The sequence below is a fragment of the Myxococcus eversor genome (genome assembly GCF_010894455.1).
Lineage (GTDB): Bacteria > Myxococcota > Myxococcia > Myxococcales > Myxococcaceae > Myxococcus > Myxococcus eversor.
Window position 1 is genome coordinate 355770 of record NZ_JAAIXY010000001.1, and the last position, 19473, is coordinate 375242.

16 protein-coding genes are annotated in these 19473 nt (G+C 71.0%); 7 read left to right on the forward strand and 9 right to left on the reverse strand.

Translation table 11 applies throughout. From position 1 onward, the window contains the following. Positions 1-36: 36 nt before the first annotated feature. Positions 37-1083: an asparaginase gene (locus tag G4D83_RS01410; protein WP_163861728.1), complete on the reverse strand. Its 1047-nt coding sequence runs from the start codon at positions 1081-1083 to the stop codon at positions 37-39. Between the two features lie 51 nt (positions 1084-1134). Between G4D83_RS01410 and G4D83_RS01415 the strand changes: the two genes are divergently transcribed. Genes G4D83_RS01415 through truD form a run of 3 tightly spaced genes read left to right on the forward strand, consistent with a single transcriptional unit; the run spans position 1135 to position 4524 of the window. Next, positions 1135-2145: a DsbA family protein gene (locus G4D83_RS01415; RefSeq protein WP_240356085.1), complete on the forward strand. Its 1011-nt coding sequence runs from the start codon at positions 1135-1137 to the stop codon at positions 2143-2145. Positions 2146-2152: 7 nt separating this feature from the next. After that, on the forward strand, positions 2153-3502 hold the full coding sequence (locus G4D83_RS01420) for a DUF4388 domain-containing protein (protein ID WP_163861731.1): 1350 nt from the start codon (positions 2153-2155) through the stop codon (positions 3500-3502). Beyond that, on the forward strand, positions 3499-4524 hold the full coding sequence (gene truD / locus G4D83_RS01425) for a tRNA pseudouridine(13) synthase TruD (RefSeq protein WP_163861733.1): 1026 nt from the start codon (positions 3499-3501) through the stop codon (positions 4522-4524). Before G4D83_RS01420 ends, truD begins: the two co-directional genes overlap by 4 nt. Positions 4525-4776: 252 nt before the next feature. Here truD and G4D83_RS01430 read toward each other — a convergent pair whose 3' ends face one another. Both G4D83_RS01430 and G4D83_RS01435 read right to left on the reverse strand, forming a co-directional pair. Then, positions 4777-6198, reverse strand: coding sequence for an OmpA family protein (locus G4D83_RS01430; RefSeq protein WP_163861736.1), 1422 nt, complete (start codon positions 6196-6198; stop codon positions 4777-4779). A 17-nt stretch (positions 6199-6215) separates the two neighbouring features. Continuing rightward, complete coding sequence (locus tag G4D83_RS01435; RefSeq protein ID WP_163861739.1) at positions 6216-6533, reverse strand: DUF4398 domain-containing protein; 318 nt, start codon at positions 6531-6533, stop codon at positions 6216-6218. Positions 6534-6684: 151 nt separating this feature from the next. On the opposite strand from G4D83_RS01435, the gene G4D83_RS01440 reads away from it, so the two are divergent. Beyond that, positions 6685-7677, forward strand: a complete 993-nt coding sequence (locus G4D83_RS01440; protein ID WP_163861741.1) for a HEAT repeat domain-containing protein — start codon at positions 6685-6687, stop codon at positions 7675-7677. Further along, positions 7674-8630, forward strand: coding sequence for an N-acetylmuramoyl-L-alanine amidase-like domain-containing protein (locus tag G4D83_RS01445; RefSeq protein WP_163861744.1), 957 nt, complete (start codon positions 7674-7676; stop codon positions 8628-8630). The genes G4D83_RS01440 and G4D83_RS01445 overlap by 4 nt, the downstream gene beginning before the upstream one ends. Before the next feature lie 4 nt (positions 8631-8634). Here the strand turns inward: G4D83_RS01445 and G4D83_RS01450 are convergent, their stop codons facing one another. Together G4D83_RS01450 and G4D83_RS01455 are read right to left on the reverse strand one after the other, a co-directional pair. Next, complete coding sequence (locus tag G4D83_RS01450; protein ID WP_163861747.1) at positions 8635-9081, reverse strand: putative signal transducing protein; 447 nt, start codon at positions 9079-9081, stop codon at positions 8635-8637. 88 nt (positions 9082-9169) lie between these two features. Further along, the gene (locus G4D83_RS01455; protein WP_163861750.1) at positions 9170-9556 is read right to left on the reverse strand and encodes a response regulator; all 387 of its coding nucleotides are present in this window, start codon (positions 9554-9556) and stop codon (positions 9170-9172) included. Positions 9557-9703: 147 nt separating this feature from the next. Here G4D83_RS01455 and hpf point away from each other — a divergent pair, with 147 nt between their 5' ends. Then, positions 9704-10063, forward strand: a complete 360-nt coding sequence (gene hpf / locus G4D83_RS01460) for a ribosome hibernation-promoting factor, HPF/YfiA family (RefSeq protein WP_163861753.1) — start codon at positions 9704-9706, stop codon at positions 10061-10063. A gap of 145 nt (positions 10064-10208) precedes the next feature. After that, positions 10209-12305 carry an MXAN_5187 family protein gene (locus G4D83_RS01465; protein ID WP_163861756.1) on the forward strand — a complete coding sequence of 699 codons (2097 nt, stop codon included), beginning with the start codon at positions 10209-10211 and terminating at the stop codon, positions 12303-12305. Between the two features lie 71 nt (positions 12306-12376). On the opposite strand, the gene G4D83_RS01470 is transcribed toward G4D83_RS01465, so the two are convergent. Genes G4D83_RS01470 through G4D83_RS01485 form a run of 4 tightly spaced genes read right to left on the reverse strand, consistent with a single transcriptional unit; the run spans position 12377 to position 19422 of the window. Further along, positions 12377-14056: an ATP-binding protein gene (locus G4D83_RS01470; protein ID WP_163861759.1), complete on the reverse strand. Its 1680-nt coding sequence runs from the start codon at positions 14054-14056 to the stop codon at positions 12377-12379. Between the two features lie 34 nt (positions 14057-14090). Beyond that, positions 14091-15464: a periplasmic substrate-binding domain-containing protein gene (locus tag G4D83_RS01475; RefSeq protein WP_163861762.1), complete on the reverse strand. Its 1374-nt coding sequence runs from the start codon at positions 15462-15464 to the stop codon at positions 14091-14093. After that, complete coding sequence (locus G4D83_RS01480; RefSeq protein WP_163861765.1) at positions 15461-16816, reverse strand: VCBS repeat-containing protein; 1356 nt, start codon at positions 16814-16816, stop codon at positions 15461-15463. The genes G4D83_RS01475 and G4D83_RS01480 overlap by 4 nt, the downstream gene beginning before the upstream one ends. Beyond that, positions 16813-19422, reverse strand: a complete 2610-nt coding sequence (locus G4D83_RS01485) for a penicillin-binding protein 1A (RefSeq protein ID WP_176434027.1) — start codon at positions 19420-19422, stop codon at positions 16813-16815. The genes G4D83_RS01480 and G4D83_RS01485 overlap by 4 nt, the downstream gene beginning before the upstream one ends. Positions 19423-19473: the final 51 nt, after the last annotated feature.

Consider the following 19473-nt stretch of genomic DNA (forward strand, 5'->3'; position numbering starts at 1 on the left):
CGGCTTCCTTGCCGACAACCCTCGCCAGGGTTGGACTCACCGCGTCGGTTTGTGGCGCCGCTGACCCAGGGGTTCGACTGTCTTGCGTCCGACGGTCAGCTCTCCCGCCACCGGTGTCTGGATGAAGCGCGCCAGCGCCTCGGGAGAGCGGGGATGGTAGGCCAACCCCTGCATCAGCTTCACCAGCGCCGCCGAGGGCGTCAGGTCCGCCCCGCCCACCGCCCCCTGGGCCAGGGACGCCGCTCCAGATTCGTACAGACTGAGATCCACCCCGTTGCGGTGGGCCTGACTCACCACGACGATGGGCACGCCCCGCTCCCGGGCCTGGATGAACAGGGGCATGAGCGAGCGCCCGAGGGCCGGGTCGATGGGGAAGTTGCCAGCGCCGTACGCCTCCAGCACCAGGCCCCGGACGTGCGGCAGCAATTGAAGGGGCAGGGCGGGATCCAACCCCGGGTAGACCTTCAGGAGGAAGACGCGCGGATCCAGCTTCTCGTAGAGGCGGAAGGGGCCCTTGGGCCGCAGGCCCGGTTCGAAGGTCGCGTCCACGCCCAGGGTGCCCAGCACGGGGCAGTTGGGGCTCTCGAAGGCGTCGTACTCGGACACCTTCACCTTTCGCGTGCGGTTGCCCCGATAGAGGTGCGAGTCGAAGCAGATGGTGACCTCGCGCGGCCCCTGGAGCGCGGACAGCACCGCGTCGATGAGGTTCAGCCGCGCGTCCGAGCGCACCTCTCCCAAGGGGCGCTGGGAGCCCGTCAGCACCACGGGGCAGGGCGGGTTGCGCAACATGAAGGACAGCGCGCTGGCCGTGTAGGCGAGCGTGTCGGTGCCATGGGTCACCACGGCCCCGTCGAAGTCCTTGAGCTGCTGGTGCAGGTGGGTGGCCATCCGCCCCCACAGCTCCGGCTGCATCTCCGAGCTGTCCAGGTTGCTGAAGAGCTGCAGCTCGATGTCCGCGAGCTGGAAGAGCTCCGGGACGCGGGCCTTGAGCGTCTTGAAGAAGGCGGCGGGGCGCAGGGCGGAGGGCCGACCACCGGCCATCCCCAACGTGCCACCGGTATGCAGGAGCAGGACTCTGGGCATGGGCAAGGAGGCTCCTGCCAAGGCTTGCGTTGCTTTACAAGCCCCGCGAGCGTGGCTAAGACCCGCCGCGTGCTCCTCTCCTGCTGGAAGCGTGTCATTCCCCTGCTGGCCGCCATGGCGCTGACCAGCTCGGGCTGCAAGAACCCGGAGGGCTCCGCGCCCGCCTCGAATCCGGCCCCGGCCGCCGCTCCGGCTCCCGCCGCGCCCGCGCCGCCGCCCCCGGCCCCGCCCGCCGCCGCCCCGACGGACCCCGCCGCGGCCCTCTCCGGCATCCCCGGCATGGACTTCTCCTCGCTCTCCGCCGCGTCCAAGCGGGAGCTGGCCACCGTCCTGAGCGACGAGTTCTGCTACTGCGGCTGCCCGCACACCCTGGGCGCCTGCCTGAAGTCGCACAACACCTGCCGCCACGCCAAGCGCATGGCCCGGGTGGCCGCGCGCATGGTGTCCGAGGGCAGCCCCGCCACCGAGGTCATCGTCCAGCTGTCCCAGTACTACGGCGCCTTCCGCGAGCAGCGCGCCCAGTTCAAGGTGGATGACCGGATGTGCATGGGCGCGGCGGCCGCCCCGGTGACGGTGGTGGAGTTCTCCGACTTCGAGTGCCCCTACTGCGCCAAGGCCCGGCCCGTGCTGGAGGCCTTCGCGAAGAAGAACCCGGTGCAGGTGCGCTTCTGCTACCTGCCGTTCCCCCTGGCCAACCACGTCAACGCGCTGCCGGCGGCGCAGGCGGCCCTGTGGGCGAGAGACCAGGGCAAGTTCTGGCAGATGCACGACGCGCTCTTCGCCCATCAGGAGAACCTCAAGCCGGAGGCCCTGCCCGCGCTGGCGAAGGAGCTGGGGCTGGACGGCGCGAAGCTGGCGGCGGTGCTCAAGTCGGACGCCTACAAGCAGGAGCTGGAAGGCTTCCGCAATCAGGGCCGCTCGGCCGGACTGTCGGGGACGCCGACGGTGTACTTCAACGGACGCGCGCTCGACTTGAGCTTCATCCAGGACGACCTGCTCAACCACAGCCTGGAGGATGAGCTGGAGTGGGTGACGAACAAGAACGCCTGGGCGGCTGACTGACACGGAGATGACGCAACGGTTCCGCATCGACGCGGGGCAACTCGTCCCCGAGGATCGCCAGAGCCCCTCTCCGTTGGCGGGGCGGTCGGGGACGTACGCGCTGATGCCCACGGCGCCGGACCTGCTCGTCTTCGCCCGGGGCCCGTCCGAGGGCGGCACCATCGCCGCTCCGCGCGTGGTGCTCTCCGGTGACGCGGGCGGCTTCCCGCTGTCGGACCTGATGGCCTTCCTCAGCCAGTCGCGGTGGAGCGGCATCATCCGCGTCCACTCCCCTGGCGGCGAGCGCTCCGTCACGTTCCGGGACGGCGAGGTGCGTGGCGCCTCGTCGGATGACCCGGCGGACCGGCTGGGCGAGGTGCTGGTGCGCCTGGGCTACGTGGACCGCACGCAGGTGGAGGCCGCGCTCAAGGGCCAGCCTCCGTCCAAGGTGGGCCGCGCGCTGGTGGAGAAGGGCTTCCTGCAGGCACATGACCTCTTCAAGTGCGTCACGCATCAGGTCAGTGAGATCTTCCACGCCATCGTCCTGTGCCGGGAGGGGAGCTTCTTCCTCATCGACCAGCCGGTGGACGAGAAGGCGAGCCACTCCATCCAGCTCTCCACCCAGAGCCTGCTGATGGACAGCATCCGGAAGATCGACGAGATGGCGCACTTCCGGAAGCGCATCCCCCACGGCCGGCTGTACGTGGCGCGCAAGCGCGGCTCGGACGGGAAGCTGGAGGAGGATGAGGACCGGGTGCTGGGGCTGCTCGACGGCCGGCGCACCATCCTGGACCTGGGCCACGCCGCGCGCCTGTCCGAGTTCGACATCACCAAGGTCGTCTACCGGCTCTTGGAGGGCGGCTTCGCGTCGCTGACGGACAAGCCGCTTCTCGTGCCGGCGGGGCCTTCGCCTGTGGTGGGGCCCACGGGGGCGCAGGCTCCGGCCACGCCCGCGCCCGTGGGGACGACAGGGCGTCCTGTCGCGAGCGCCGCTCCGACGGTGGACCCTCGCCCCGTGGCGCGCGTGTTCAACTTCATCTTCCGGGAGATTCGCGACGAGGTGGCCAAGCAGGGCATGGACCGAGAGTTCATCGCCGCCGCCAACGCCGCGCTCTCCGGACAGGCGCTGTCGTCATCGCCGGTGCTGGAGGGCCTGGCCTTCCAGTCGGACGGGAGCCTGGCCGAGCCCAAGTTGATGGACGCCTTCGAGCGGCACCGCGCGCAACTGGGCAGCGAGCCGCTGGCGTCCTTCAAGCAGGCGCTCAGTGACGTGATGTTCTTTTTGCTGTTCCAGGCCGGAGAGCTTCTGGAGTCGCGCGCGGACGAGGACCTTGCCCGTCGCGTGAAGGAGCTGCTGGCGACGCTCGAGGGGCCGTGACGACGGATTCGGATTGGCCGCGGTTGACGGCGGATGTTCCTGGTTGTGGTGGTGCCTTCAAGCTGGTTCCCGAGGACTTCGAGGTCGAGGAGCTTCCCGCCTATCAACCGTCGGGCGAGGGGGAGCACCTCTACCTGTGGCTCGAGAAGCGCGGCCGGGACACGCGTGAGGTGGTGCGCGCGCTGGCCGCGTCGCTGGGCGTGTCCGAGGACGATATCGGCGTCGCGGGCATGAAGGACCGGCAGGCCGTCACCCGGCAACTGCTCTCGGTGCCCGCCCGCGCGGAGGCCCGACTGGGGGAGTTCGCGCTGGAGGGCGTGCAGGTGCTCTGGTCGAAGCGGCACGGCAACAAGCTGCGCACCGGGCACCTGCGGGGAAATCGCTTCAAGCTGCGCCTGCGTGGAGTGAGTGACGTGGGCGCGGCGCGCGAGTGCTTCTCGCGGCTGTCGGCCGGCGGCGTTCCCAACTACTTCGGGGAGCAGCGCTTCGGTCGCGCGGGCGACAACGCGGACCTGGGGCGCCTCTTGGTGTTGGGGCAGCGGCTGCCGAAGCGGCCCGAGCGCTTCCAGCGCAAGCTGTACCTGTCCGCCTTCCAGTCGCGCATCTTCAACCGGGCGCTCGCGGAGCGCGTGCGTTCCGGCACGCTGTCCACCGCGCTGCTCGGTGACGTGCTGCGCAAGGAGGAGACGGGCGGCCTCTTCGTGTGCGAGGCGCCGGACGTGGATGGTCCTCGCGTGGCCTCGTTCGAGGTGAGCCCGGCGGGGCCCCTGTTCGGCCCGAAGATGACGGCCGCGACGGGCACGGTGGGCGAGTTCGAGGCAAGCCTGCTGGTGGGAGAGGGTGTCACGCCGGATGACTTCAAGCGCGGTGGGGGCGAGACGGAGGGAGGGCGCAGGCCGTATCGCGTTCGCCTGGGCTCACCCGAGCTGACGCCTGATGGCGAGGACTTGTGGCTCGCGTTCGAGCTGCCTCGGGGTGCCTACGCCACCGAGGTCCTCCACGAACTGCTCAAGGACGACTGAGGCACTCTCGCGGGGTTGATGCCCTCGTGCGAAGCCTCGTGAGCGGCGTCCGCGCGAGGTCCTTCGCGGCTGCTTCGCACGGAAGGCGGAGTCGACTCTCGTGCGAGGAGCCTGGGCGCGGGGACCCGCGTCCCCTCGGTCGTCGCGCGCCCGTGCCGACCGACCCCCTGAAAAGCGAAGCGCCTCCTCGGGACTGTGCCCGGGAGGCGCTGGGCTGCTTGCCCCGGCCTTGAGGTGGCCGGGGCGGGCGGGCTACTGCGTGACGATGTTGAACTCCGTGCGGCGGTTCTGCGCGCGGCCCGCCTTGGTGGTGTTCGGCGCGATGGGACGCGTCTCGCCGAAGCCCACCGCTTCCATACGGCCCGGGTCGATGCCCTTGCGCAGCAGTTGCGCCATCACCGCGTCGGCGCGCTTCTGCGACAGCTTCAGGTTCGACTCGTCCTTGCCGAGCGAGTCCGTGTGGCCCTCGATGCGGACCTTCTGAATCCAGGGCGCATCCCTCAGGGCCGACGCCACGTCCTCGAGGATGGCGGTGCTCTGCTTGCCGATGATCTTCGCGGAGCCGGACCCGAAGAGGATCTGCTTCTTGATTTCAATCCGGTCCTTCTTGATGACGACGTTCTTGTACTGCTTCGGGCAGCCGCGCTCTTCCTTCGTGCCGGGCGCATCCACGCACGCGTCGAGCCGGTCCACCACGCCGTCATTGTCCGTGTCCTTGTCCGGGCAGCCGCTGTTCTCCGGCGGACCCGCCTCGTTGGGGCACTTGTCCTGCGCATCCGCCAGGCCGTCCGCGTCGTTGTCCAGGTCCGGGCAACCGTCCTCGTCCTGGAAGCCGTCCTTGTCCTCGGGCTCGTCCGGGCACTTGTCCTGACCGTCGTTGACGCCGTCCCCGTCCTTGTCCGGGCAGCCCATGTTCGTCATGGAGCCCGCCTCGTTGGGGCACTTGTCCTGCGCGTCGACGATGCCGTCGTTGTCGTTGTCCAGGTCCGGGCAGCCGTCCTCGTCCTGGAAGCCGTCCTTGTCCTCGGGCTGGTCCACGCACTTGTCCAGCGGGTCGACGATGCCGTCCCCGTCGCGGTCCTTCGGCGCCTCGGCCGGGCAGCCCTGGTTCTCCGCCACTCCCGCCAGCTCCGGGCACTTGTCGTTCGCGTCGAGCACGCCGTCGTTGTCGTTGTCCGCGTCCGGGCAACCATCCTCGTCCTGGAAGCCGTCCTTGTCCTCGGCCTGGTCGGGGCAGGGGTCGTCCTTGTCCAGCACGCCGTCCCCGTCGCTGTCCGTCTCCTCGATGCGGACCACGACCTGGGGCTGCTGCGGCTTGGCGTCCGTGGGCTGCTGGGGCTGCTGCGGCTGCGGCGCCTCGGGGCGCTCGCGCACCAGCACCTGGCGCGGGCCGCAGTTCTTCGACAGCTCCAGCGCCCGGTCCACCGCCGTGTCGGCGACGCGGACGTGGGAGGCGGCGCGACCGCTGTTGCCCTGGCTCAGCTCCCCCTTGGCGAAGTCGAGGTAGGCCTCGGCGGTGGCCAGCTCCACCGGGGCGCAGCGCAAGGCACCGCTGCGGCGGGCCCGCTCGACGTCCGCGGCGAGCACCTGGGTGTCCGCGCGAATCTTGCTGCCGCTCACACAACTGGCGGCCAGGAGGAGGGACAGCAGCGCTGCAAGGGAGGGACGCGTCATCGGGAGCGCTCGGTGCGTCACGGGTTCGGGGTCCGTTCGCCGTTGTCGGAATCGCCCGCCACGGACATGGCCTTCTCGCGGGCCTCGTTGGCGAAGCGGGAGGCCTTCACCGCGAAATCCACCCCGGCCTGGTAGTCGGAGTAGCCAACCTCCTCGCGAGCCTTCTCCAGATACAGGTTGGCGGCGGTCCACTCGTACGGAGCCAACTTGTCGGCTCCGGCCGTGCGTGCGGCCTGAATCTGGACTTCGGCGTCGAGGATGTTCGCGGTGGACTTCACAGGGCCGCATGCGGCGAGCGCCCCCGCCACCGCCACCAACACCGTCAGCTTCTTCATAGGGTGGCGCCTCTAGAGGAGGGAAAGAGGCATCGGTCGTATCAATCGCCTCTTGGGGGGTCAAGAATCGGGCAGACCCCGTTGAAGCGGGGGGCCGGCCGGCGGCGGGGACTTTGACGGCAGGCGCCGCCCTTGCCATCGTCGTCCCCCCGTGCGCCCGTCCGTCCTCTCCGCCCGCTTCCTGTTGCTGCTCGCGCTGCTCCTCCCCCCCCTGGCCCTGTCCGCCCAGGCGTCCGCCGCGAAGCGTGGCGAGCGCCGCGCCGAGACGGAAAAGGTCGTTCAGACCGTCATCCAGGGTGGGGCCGTCGCCGCCGCCGTCTCCCGGCTGCGCTACCTGCGCGAGGAGCCCTACGCGGCCGAAATCATCACCGACTCCCTCCGCCGGGTGCTGGAGGAGCGGGTCCGCCGCAACCTCGTCGCGGTGCTGGCGGGGCTGGACACGCGCTCCGCGGAGTCCTCCCTGGTCCGCCTCGCTGGCGATGGCGACAGCACGGTGCGCATGTATGCCGCGCAGGGCCTGGCCAGGCTGAAGAGCCGCAACGTCCAGGTGCTGGTGCCGCTGTTGGCCGACAAGAGCAGCGGGGTGCGCCGGGACGCGGCCCGGGCCCTGGGGGCCTCTCGCAACCCGAAGATGGGCAAGCCGCTGATGGCCGCGGCCAAGGAGGAGCAGGAGCTGGAGGTCCGCGCCATCATGCTGGCCGCCGCGGGCGAGACGGGCGACGCCAAGCAGGTGAAGCCCCTCAAGGAGTACCTGACGAACGACTCGGAGAGCACCCGCTTCGCCGCCGCGCGCGGCCTGTGTCGCCTGGGCTCGCCGGAGGGCTTCGCCTTCGCCAACAAGCTGCTCGGCGCGGAGGACCGCTTCGTTCGCCGGCAGGGACTGGAGCTGTTCGAGGGCGTCGCCGCCAAGAAGGCCACCCCCGCGCTCAAGCCGCTCCTGGAGGACAAGGACCGGGCCCTGGCCGCCGGCGCGGCGCGCATCCTCTACCAGGGTGGAGACGGCACCATGCTGGACTGGTTGGTGCTGGCCTCGTGGAACGCCAAGGGCGACGAGAAGCTCTCGTACGAGAAGGAACTGGAGACGCTCCAGCTCCAGGATGACCGGCGCAAGGCCATCCTCCGAAGGGCGGGCGTGGCGCAATGACGTGGGCGGTGGTGCTGGCCGCGGCGCTCGTCACCCAGGCGACGCCAGCCTCCTCGAAGAAGGACTCCGCCACGCCCGGCGCGGACCGGATTCTCGACTCCGGCTCGCCCGCGGCCCAGGCGGCCACGGCCGCTCCCCCGCGGCCCAACGGCTGGACGGGCCTGGACGCGAGCGCCTTCGCGGCCCTGGTGGTGGAGTCCGCCAACGCGCCGTTGACCGAGCGGCTGCTCACGATGAGCCAGCGCTTCATCAACACGCCCTATGTCCTGTCCCCGCTGGGCGAGGGCTCGGGGGTGGACCCGGATCCGACGTTCCGGTTGGACGCGGTGGACTGCCTCACCTTCGTCGAGCAGTCCCTGGCGCTGGGGCTGGCGCACACGGAGCCGGAGGTCGCCCCGCTGCTGGAGCACATCCGCTACGCCCAGGCCCCGGCCTATGAGGATCGCAACCACCTCATGGAGGCGCAGTGGCTGCCCAACAACGTCCGCAAGGGCTTCCTGCGCGACGTGACGCGCCGCTTCGGTGGCGAGGACGCGGTGGCCGTCACGAAGACGCTGACGCCGCTGACGTGGCAGTCCCGCTCGTCCCAGGCGCTCCAGCTCCCCAAGGAGCGGCAGCCGGTGGGCACGTTCGGGATGAACATGATTCCGCTGGAGCGGGTGATGGAGCACGCGCGCTCCATCCCCTCCGGCACCATCCTCGTGGTGCTGCGCGAGGACCTTCCGCTGAAAGCCACCCGCGTGACGCACCTGGGCTTCGTGGTGCAGCGCAAGGGCCGCACCTACCTGCGCCACGCCTCGCGCGGGGGCTACAACCGTGTCGTGGACGAAGATTTGGAGACCTTCCTCGGCCGCAACTCCCGCTACGCGAAGTGGAAGGTCACGGGCGTGAGCCTCTTCGAGGCCCGCCGCCCGGAGTCCGCTTCGCCTGGCGCCGTCGTCCGCTCGCCCTGATGCGTCAGAGGGCGGGTGGGGGAGACGCGGCCTGCTCGGTCTCCCGCTCCTCGTCCTCGGCGGCCTGGACCGCCTCGTTGGTGGTGGCCGCCTCCTGCACGCGCTCCCGTTCAATCATCGCCGCGGCGCGCTCCTGCTGCTCTTCGGGCACCAGAATCTCCCACCAGGGAAGCAGGTTGCCCGTGGTCAGCTTGTCCACGACACCGGAGCGGCCCGCCCGCACCAGCACCGGAATGTCCGCCTCCTGGAGCAGCTCCGCGAAGACCTCCGCCATCAGCGGATTGTCCGTGGTGCCCGCGCGCACGAAGACGCGCTTGTCCAGCTCATGTGGAAGCGGGAGTCCCCGGCTGCGCATCTCCCCCGCGTCCACCAACCGTGGGTTGCCCGGACAGTCCGCGCATTGCTCGACATCGTCCCGATACTCCGAACCGCACCTGGCGCAGTACTTCATGTCGGTCCCTCCTGCCCATTGGACGTCGTCCTGGAGGGACATAGTAGGTCTGGTGTCCTGTCTCGGCACCGGGGGCCAGTCCTTCCGTTCACTGTCGGGCGTCGTCGCCCTGCCATTGGCGCGCTTCTTCCCCCAGCTGGCTCACCGAGCTGCTCAGCCGCTCCACGTCGATGGGCTTGCGCAGGACGAGGTCGCAGTGCTCGGCGCCGTCCACCTGGGTGTAGCCGGAGACGAGGATGACGCGCGTGCGCGGCGCGCGGGCTTTCACCCGCCGGGCCAGCTCCGTGCCATGCAGCCCCGGCAGGGACTCGTCTGTCACCACGACATCCGGCAGCTCGCTCTCGAAGGCCTTCAGGCCCGCGAGCCCGTCGCTGGCCGTGACGACGTCGAACTCGAACTCGAGCAGCTCCGCGAGGAGCTCCCGGCTGTCACCGTCGTCCTCCACGAGGAGGACCTTGATTCGCTCGGCACCCATGCGTCTGGGTAACCCTGGCCCTTGTCGGATTCGTCCGCCGCGAAGGTGCGGGGCCGCGTGCCTCTCCGCTTGGAGAGCAGGCGGGGGGATAAGCCCCCCTCACCAGCGGGCGGGGGACTGTCCATCATTGGGCCTGGAGGTGATGCCATGAAGGTGTTGATGCGGGGCGTGCATCTGACCCTGACGGAGTCGATGAGGGACTACCTGCAGGAGCATCTGGTGGACCACATCGCGCGAATCGCGGACGACGAGGCGGCGGAAATCGACATCTCGTTGGTGGACATCAACGGTCCGAAGGGTGGGGTGGACAAGGAATGCCGGGTGACGGTGCACATGCCGAGCTTCGCTTCCGTGCATGTCACCGAGAGGGCGGAGACGCTGTTTCCCGCCATCGACGCGGCGCGTGACCGACTGGAGCGCACCCTGCGCAAGACGGTGGACAAGCGCCGCGACGTGCACACGAACGGGCTGCCCGACGACGTGGCGGCGGACGTACCCAACTATTAGCCCGGGGCGTGCCTCGGTGTAGGGCCCGGTCTTCCCGGTTGTCCACCGGGCGGCCGGGCCCGCGTTGTACGCTGTCCGAATCTTGCTGGGTCCGAATGGTGAACGCTATAAGCGGAACCCTTCACCCATGGGCTAAAGGACGGCGATGGTCCGCCTCAAGTTCCTCCTCTTCGCGTTCCTGGTCATTGGACTGGGGCTTGCTCATCTCCCGATGTTGTCGGGACCGCTGCGCGCGCGCGCGGTGGACGGAGCCACGGCCCAGTCCGCTTCGGGCGTGGCCGAGGTGGCGCGTCGCGTGGACGCGCGTCGCGCGGAGGTGCAGGCGCTGGCGCTGAAGCTGGCCGCCACGCCGGACGTCGCCTCCGCGGTCCACGCGCTGCTTCCTCCCAAGCCCGCCGTCCCCCCGCGTCCGCAGTTCAACAAGGACAAGGACAAGGTCGACGACAAGGCCAGCGCCCTCCAGCCGCTGACGGCGGAGCGCTTCGGGGCCGTGCGCACGGCGGCCGAGGCCGTCCTGCCCAAGGAGCTCAAGGGACTGGTGGTGGCGCTGGCCGCCCCTGACGCCGCGTTCCATGCCGTCGCGGGCGCGGAGCCTTCCTCGGACGCCGCGAAGCTGGACGTCGCCGCGCTGGCGAAGGCCGGCACCTCGGTGGTGGACGCGCTCGGCGCGACGCACGTGTTCGCCTCGGTGCCCGTGCTGTGGGGCGGGGACTTCGGCATGCAGCCGGCGGTGACGCTGGTGGTGGGCGCGCCGCTGCTCGACGAGGGCGCGCTGGAGGCCGCGGTGACGGCCACCGGTGTCTCCGCGCTCGGGTTGGTGAAGGGTGACTCGGTGGCGGCCGTGGGGCCGGACAAGCTGCTCGCGGAGGGCTCGCTGGCGCAGGTGGCGGCCAACGCGAGCGGCGTCGTGATTCGCCGCGGAAGCCTCCAGGCGCTGGGGCCCGTGGGCCTGCCCATGATGACGGAAGGTGACTTCCTGGGGGGCCAGGCGCCCCTCGCGGTGGGGACTCGCCGGACGCTGGAAGGCACTCCGCTGGAAATCCTCGCGGTGGCCGGGACGCAGTCGGTGCTGGGCGCCGTCGCGGACTACCAGCAGACCGCGCTCGTCGCGCTGGCGGGGCTCCTGGCCCTGACGCTGGTGTGGACGGCGCTGATGGGCGGCTCCAGCTCGGGCTCCGGTGACGACGTGCAGGGCACCTCCGACACGCTCAGCCTGTCGGCCGCGATGGCGGCGAATGCGCCCATGCACCACGCGGTGGTGCCTCCCGCGCCGCAGCCGCAGCCGGTGGCCGCCGCTCCGACGGCGGATCCGTTCGCCTCGGCGCCGTTCGCCGCCGCGCCGACGCCGGGCCCGTTGCCGGACCCCTTCGCGCAGGCGGCGCCGCCTCCTCCGGCGGTGGCCCCCATGTCGGACCCCTTCGCCATGGCCGCGCCGCCGCCTCCCGCGGCCCAGCCCTTTGGCGCGGACCCCTTCGCCATGGCCGCGCCGCCGCCTCCCGCGGCCCAGCCCTTCGGCGCGGATCCGTTCGCGCTGCCGCCGCCGGCCCCCGCGCCGGTGTCGAACCCGTTCGCTTCGGCGGATCCGTTCGGCTCGGCGGATGCGTTCCCCTTCCCGGCGCCGCCTCCATCCTCTCCGCCTCCTCCGGCGGCGAGCCCGTACGCGTCCCAGCAGCCCGCGCCCACGCCGTTCGGCGGTGCGATGCCGTTCGAGTCCGAGGCCGGTGGCTTCTCCGCCTCGGGTGAGCCCCTGTCGACGGCGTCGCCTCGGCGCGGTGCCTTCGCCTTCGAGGACCAGCCCACGGCGGCTTACACGCTCCAGCAGGCGGCCAACCCGTTCGCCCTGGCGGCGGCGCAGACGCCCGACAACCCGGAGACGACGCGCGTCGCGGCCATTCCGCGCGAGCTGCTCCAGGCCAGCACCCGGCCGGCCGAGGCGCCCATTCCGCTGCCGTCGCGCTCGGGCGGGCCCGCCGCGATTCCGCTCCCCGGCGCGGGTCCGTCCGGCAACTCCGCGGTGGCGCTCTCCGAGGAGCAGCACTTCCAGGAGGTCTTCCGCGAGTTCGTCACCACCCGTGAGCGGTGCGGCGAGCCGGCCGATGGCCTGACGTACGACAAGTTCGTGCAGAAGCTGCGCAAGAACAAGGAGCAGCTCGTCCAGAAGTACGCCTGCAAGACGGTGCGCTTCCAGGTCTACGTGAAGGAAGGCAAGGCCGCTCTCAAGGCCACGCCCGTCAAGGACTGAGCGCGGCTTCCACCGCGAGTCGACATCGGGGCCCGGGGCGATGATTCGCCTCGGGCCTCATGCGTTTCCGGCTAGGGCGCTCTGACGAGGCTGGACGCGGGGACGTCCGCGCGGGGGAGCACGACGCTGAAGCGCGCGCCCTGGCCCGGCTCACCGCCGACTTCGAGCTTGCCGCCGTGCTCCTGGAGGATGCGCGCGGCGATGGCCAGCCCGAGTCCCGTGCCGCCATCCTTGGTCGTGAAGTAGGGCTCGAAGATGCGGGCGCGGTGCTCGGGAGGGATGCCCGGGCCGCTGTCCTCGACTTCGATGATGGCGTCCGCGTCGGTGCCCTTCACCCGCACGCGCAGGTGGCCGCCCTTGCCCGTCATGGCCTCCTCGGCGTTCTTCACCAGATTCACCAGCACCTGCGTCAGCATGTCCCGGTCCACCTGGGCCACCACACCCGTCTGGAGCGCCGGGAGTATCTGGATGCCCTCGGGAGGTGTCGCGTAGAGGGACAACACGCTCTGCGTCAGCTCGGACAGGTCCACGGGGGCCAGTTGCGGCTTGGGCATCCTCGCGAAGCGGCTGAACTCGTCGACGATGCGCCGCAGGCGGTCCACCTCTTCGAGCACCACGCCCGCGCTCTCCTTGAAGAACTCCGGGAAGCGAGGGTGCCGGGCCTCCTGCGCGGCCAGCAGCGTCTCCAGCGACATGCGGATGGGCGTCAACGGGTTCTTGATTTCGTGCGCCAGCCGCCGCGCGACCTCCTGCCACGCGGCGATGCGCTCACTGGCCATCAACCGCTCCGTCGTGGCCTTCAGCTCGGACGTCATGTGGTTGAACGTCCGGACCAGCTCGCCCACCTCGCCCGTGGCGTCGGCCGTCACCTGGACGTCCAGCGCGCCTTCGGCCACGCGCCGGGCTCCCTCGGTGAGGGCCTCCACCGGCCGGGTCATCCACCGCGACACCAGCAGCCCGAGCAAGATGGCGAAGGCGCCCCCCAGTCCGGCGAGCAGGAGGAAGGCGCGCATGACGCCCTCCTCGGCCTCGCGGGCGGCGGCGCGGCTGAAGACGAGTCGCACCGTGGCGGCTTCGCCCAGGGGAAGCTCGCGCACCACCGTGGGAGGCAGCGCGGTGCCAGCCTTCGCCAGCTCGGTGTCACCGGAGACGAGCGAGACTTGCGCCTGCGTCAGTCGCGCGAGGTGCTGGGCCAGGCTGTCATCGAGCAGCACGCCACCCACGGCCCACAGGCGAAGGTCGCCGTAGTCCACCGGGCGCGCGGTGACGAGCGCTGGCATCTGTCGCAGCCCGGAGGGGGTGCGCACTTCCACGCGCACCGGCACGGGCTTGGGCGAAGTCTCACGCGTGACGGCGAAGAGGACCGGGTCCGGGTCTCCGCGTCGCGCGGGCAGGTGCCCGGAGGACAGCACGGTGCCGCTCCGGTCGAAGAGGGCGAGCACCGTCAGCCCGCGCGTCTTCATCAGCGCTTCCGCCGTGCCCGCTTGAATGGCGCGGGTGGGGCGCTCACGGGCCTCGCGTGCGAGGTCCTCCATGGCGGCGCTGTCCACCAGCTCCTCCACCGCGCGACGGGCGGTGGTGGCCGTGCGCTCCAGCGACTCCTGCGCGCTGGTGGTGGCGGCCTGCATGCGTGCATCCAGCTCGCGCGTCAGCGTGTCGCGCAGCCGTGAAAGGGTGGGCAGCACCACGACCGCGAGCGGCACCAGGGCGAGCAGGGCGAAGGCGAGCGCCAGCCGGGTCCTCAGGCGCAAGGGTGTGTCCCCTCGAGCAAGGCGCGGGCGCCCCTCATGGGCGTCCCCCGGTGCCGGCTCCCTCGGGAGGCAGCAGGAAGGCCCCGTCCAGCATCGGCAGGCCCTGCGCGTCCATCACCAGCCCGCCCACCTCCGGCATCGCGCGCAACCCAAGTCCCTGGGCGTAGAGCGGCAGCAGAGGCAGCGACGCGGCCAGCGCCAGGGCTCGCTCGCGGACCCGCGCATCCCTCGCCGCCGCATCCGACAGCGCTCCAATCGCGGGCAGCTCCACGCCGAGCAGGTCCTTGCGCCCACCCGCGTCCAGCACCACCGCGAGCGCGGGCCCCGGCACGGGAGGCAGCAGCACCGCATGCAGCATCAGCTCGAAGTCTCCCTTGGCCCAGCGGGCGCGCAGCGCGGAGCGCGCCAGGGGCTCCAGGGCCACGGTGTAGCCGCGCTCGTGCAGCTTCACCTGGATGCGCTCGGCCACCGCGCGCTGGTCGTCCAGGGCCGCGTCGTAGACGAGCGTCACCGTGCGAGCCGGACCCGCCGCGGGCGCCGCCGGACGGGGCTTGGGCGGCTGTGGCATCAGCGCGGGCGGCAGCAGGTGCGGCATGGGTACCGCCGGGCCGTGCACGAAGAGGCGAGTGAGGTCCTCGCGGTCGATGGAGCTCTCCACCGCCTGCCGGAAGTCCGTCGGAAGGCGCCGAGGCGAGAAGGCGAGATACGTGGCGTAGAGCAGGGCCCCCGGCGCGTTGTCCGTCTCCGAGGACACGCCCAGCTCCACCTGGACCTGCCGGGCGGACCACAGCCGGGCCAGTCCTCGCTCATCCGTGGCGGTGAGCAGCAGTCGGTCCAGATACGGGCGACCCCGAGGCCAGCCGAGCTGCGCATCCAGCGCGCCTCGCCCCGCGGCCGAGAAGGGGCCCGGAGTCGAGGAGGCCACGGGCGCGGCCAGGGCCGGGTGGCACAGCGCGCGCTCCAAATCCGGCCATGGGAATGAGAGCGCCAGCTCCAGCGAGGCGCCACTCGCGGTGACCTGCCGTCCCTCGCCTCGGAGCGGATAGAGCAGGGCCCGGTACGGCGAAGCCCCGTCGGTGCTCGACAGGCGCGTCCACGCGCGAGCCAGCGCGTTCGCCGTCGCGGCATTGGGCAGCGTCACCCGCGTGACTTGCGGCGTGGGACGCGACAGCTCACGGGCCAGCGTGGGCTGGACCTCTCCCTCCGGCGTCACCGCGCAGACGGGGCGGGACAAGAGGCCCAGCAGCGTGGCCTCCAGCGGGGTGTCGGCGAGCGAGGGCTCTCCAAGCTCGGGCGGCCCGGCATGAGCGACGCGCACCTCTCCGCCGTAGCGAGTCCGTCCCGCTCCCCACGCGGACGCGGAGCCCAGGAGCACGAGACTGGCGAGGGCGATGCGGCGGGACTTCATGGAGCACCCTGGCGAAGGAGGAACAGCTCACCGGTACCATCCGGCTTCGACAGGCCCACGACGACTTCGCGGCGCGTGTCGCCATCCAGGTTGGCCGTCACCACGAACAACGCGCGCCCGGTGGGCAGCGGGCCCTGCCACAGCGGCTCGTGCACCGTGGGGTCTCCCCCGTTGAGGGCGTGGACACGGAGCACATCCGGCGAAGGCTGGAGCAGGGCGGATGTGGTCAGCAGCTCCGTCGTGCCGTCACCGTCCAAGTCTCCCAGGGCACTGCCAGCGCCCAGTCCACTCAGTCGCGTCGGCGTCGCGCCCACGCGCGGATAGAGCGAGCCCGTGCCATCCGCGTGGACGAAGAGCATCCTCGGCGATGCGAAGCTCGCGGTGGTGAAGGGCGAAAGCAGCGTCACGGGCTTGCCGTCCCCCAGCCGCACCTCGGCCTGGAACGCCGTCTGCCCGGGGACGAAGCCGCCGCGCTCCACGGGACCGAGTGGCGCGCTGTCCAATGTCCCCACGGGGCGCAGCGTGCTCCGGCCCTTGTCCAGGACAAGCACTTCTCCCTGCGCACGACGGGTGCTCCACGCGGCCAGCCGGGGCGGCCCCGACAGCACGGCCAGCGCGCCAAACGGCTCGCGAGTCGTCGCGTTCGAGAAGGGCAACGAACCCAGCTCCCTGCGGGCCAGCAGTTGTCCATCCGCCGTGAAGACGGACACGTTTTCTTCCGTCAGCACCGCGATTTCGTCGCGGCCATCGCCGTCCAGGTCTCCCGCCGCGAGCGCCGCCACGGGCTGCTCCAGCCGGACCAGCGTCGCCCCCAGGAGCCGGATGCCCCGGGGCCCGCCCGTGGGAGGAGTCGTCGTCGGCGGCGTGCCCACCGAGGCGAGCGCGAGCGCCTCCGCGTCAGCCTCCACCGACTCGACGAGCGCACCCGACGGACGAGCAGGGCGCGTCAGCGCGCGGCCCGACCAGAAGTTGACCCAGGTGCCCAGCGCATCCCCGCGAGCCCGCAGCGCGCCAGCCTCCACGTCCACGGTCAGCCGCACCAGCGTGCGGGCCCCCTGTGCGCGAGCCACGCCCTCGGCGGCCTCCGCGCTCGGAGCGTCCACCACCGAGGGAGCCAATCCTTCCGCCGCCAGTCGCGCCGCCAGCACGCTGCCGACCGCGCGTCGCAGCTCGGCCGAGCCTCCCGAGAAGTACAGCGCCACGGGCGCCTCGGCGGGCAGGGCGCGCACGTCCGACGCCAGCTCTTGCGAGAGGCGCTGGACGGCGGACACGGTTTCGTCGGTCGAGGACCGCGGCGCGGCGTGGGCCGTGAGTGCGAGCAGCAGCGGTGCGAGGACCTGGGCTCGGCTCACAAACCCTTCCTGTTGTTTTCGTTGAGGAAGAACTCGTCGGTCGTCACCTGGCCCGGAGGCGGGGCCTCGGCGGTGGGCTGGGTGCCCTCGAGGAACGGCTCCAGCCGGCCCGGGACGGAGGCTCCGGCCAGCAGCCCCGTGACGGGGTCGATGCGTACCTGGAGGATGCCGGACGGCACCTCGAAGTCGCGCGCGGGCAGGCCCTCGTGGGCCACGCGCATGAACTGGAGCCAGATGGGCAGCGCGGCCCGGCCGCCCGTCTCACTTCCACCCAACGGCGAGTTGTCGTCGAAGCCCACCCACGCGCTGGCCACCCAGTCCATCGTGTAGCCGGAGAACCACGTGTCCTTGGACTCCTGCGTGGTGCCCGTCTTGCCCGCGGCGGGGCGGTTCAGCTCGCGCACGGCCTTGGCCGTGCCTTCCTCCACCACGCTGCGCATCAGCGACGTGGTGAGGTACGCGACGGCGGGAGGCAGCATCTCCTCGAAGGCCGGCTGATGGTCCTCAAGCACCTTGCCGCGCGAGTCGCGCACGCGCAGGAGCATCAGCGGCTCCGCGTAGCGGCCATTGGACTGGAGCGTGGAGTAGGCGTTCACCGCCTCCAGCATCGTCACCTCGCCGGTGCCGAGCGCCAGCGTCAGGTTCTCCGGCAAGGGTGAGCGGATGCCCGCCCGGCGCGCGAAGTCGATGACCGTGGGCGGAGTCAGCGACTCGATGAGCCGCACGGACACCGTGTTCTTCGACTTCGTCAGCGCCGTGCGCAGCGTCATCGGCCCTTCGAACTGCCGGTCATAGTTCTGGGGCCTCCACGCCTTGCCCGTGTACGGGTCCCGAATGGTCTCCGGCGCGTCGTTCACCATGGAGAGCGGCGTGTAGCGGCCACTTCCCAGGGCCGCGGCATAGAGGAACGGCTTGAAGGACGAGCCCGGCTGACGCTTGGCCTGCGTCGCGCGATTGAACGACGAGCGCGCCGCGTCGTACCCGCCCACCAGCGCCACCACGTTGCGGTTCTCCGGGCGGATGACCACCAGCCCACCCTGCACGAGCGGCACCTGGTCCAGCGTGGCCTCCACGAAGGCCGGCGCGGGAGGCGCCTTCAAGATTCGCACGTAGACGAGCTGTCCCTTGGTGAAGACGTCCGAGATGTTCTTCGGCGCGCCCTTGCCCTTCTGCCGGGCCCACGTGACGGAGGGGTACGCAATCTCCGCGGTGCGGCCCACCAGGTCCACGCGCGCCACGTTCCGCTTCTCGTCCAGCTCCGTCACATAGCCCGTCAGCCGCAGCCCTTCCGAGAGGGGCTTCAGGAGCACCGCGCGCACCATCAGCTCCTCCTCGGAGGGAGGCGCCTCGTCCTCGGGCGTGAGGTCCGGGCGCTGCTCCTCCGCGCCGTCCTCCTCGGTCTCCGCCTTCGGCTCCGGCTTCTCCGCCTTCGCGAGCGGCGCCAGGTCCGCCACGTAGCCCTGGTCCTTCAGTCGACGGCCGGCCTCTTCGATTCGCGTGGCGACCATGCCGCGCAGCCGGGCCCACTGCGCGTCATCCAGCGTGCCGCGCGGACCGCGATAGCCCTGGCGCCGGTCCACGGCTTCGAGGCCCTCGCGCACGGCCTGCTCGGCGGCGACCTGGAGCTTGGGCACCATGGCGATGTCCACCCGCAGGCCGCCCTCCATCACCGCGTGCTCGCCATAGCGCTCGATGAGCGTGCGGCGAATCTCCTCCGCGTAGTACGGGCCCACGCCCTGCTGGGGACGCGGGGCCAGGACGATGGGCTTGTCCAGCTCCGCCTCCGCGATGTTGCGCGGCACGAAGCCATGGTTGGCCATCTGCCCGAGCACGTACCGCTGACGCGACTTCGCGCGCGTCATGTTCGTCTCCGGGTTGATGCGGTGGGGAATCTGCACGGTGCCCGCCAGCACCGCGGCCTCGCCCACGCTCAACTCCTTGGCGTGCTTGCCAAAATAATAGACCGCGGCCTCCTCCACGCCGTAGCGGCGCTTCCCGTAATAGGACTGGTTGATGTAGAGGCCGAGAATCTGGTCCTTGGTGAGCGCCTCCTCGACGCGCGGGGTGAGAATCCACTCGCGAATCTTGCGCGACAGGCTGCGCTCGGGCGTGAGCAGCAGGTTCTTCACCACCTGCTGCGTAATCGTGGACGCGCCGGACTTGCGGCTGCCGGGGATGAGATTCTTGATGGCGGCGCGAGCGATGCCAAAGGGGTCCAGGCCCACGTGCTTGTAGAAGTCCGCGTCCTCGGCGGCCAGGAAGGCGTCGCGCACGTGGGGCGGCAGGTCCGCGACACGCACCACGGTGCGCTTCTCGAACGCGTACTCGGCGCAGATGCTCCCGTCCGCGCACGTCACCTTGGTGACCTGGGGCAACTGGTAGTGCTGGAGCGCGTCCACCGAGGGCAAATCCCGGCTGTAGTAGATGTACGCCCCCACGCCGACCAGCACGAAGAGCAACAGACCCACGGCGCCGGTGATGAGCAACCGCTTGGTCCACTTCCAGAGGCGCGCGCCGAATCCAGGGCGCGGCGGAACGGGCGCGGGCGCCGGGGTGGAAGGAGGAGGAGCTTCGGGCGGAGTGGGCATTACACGGGCCAGGGTCATGTGCTTCTCGACGGGGGCTGCACGTTAGACCAAGTCGGCATCTGAAATCGG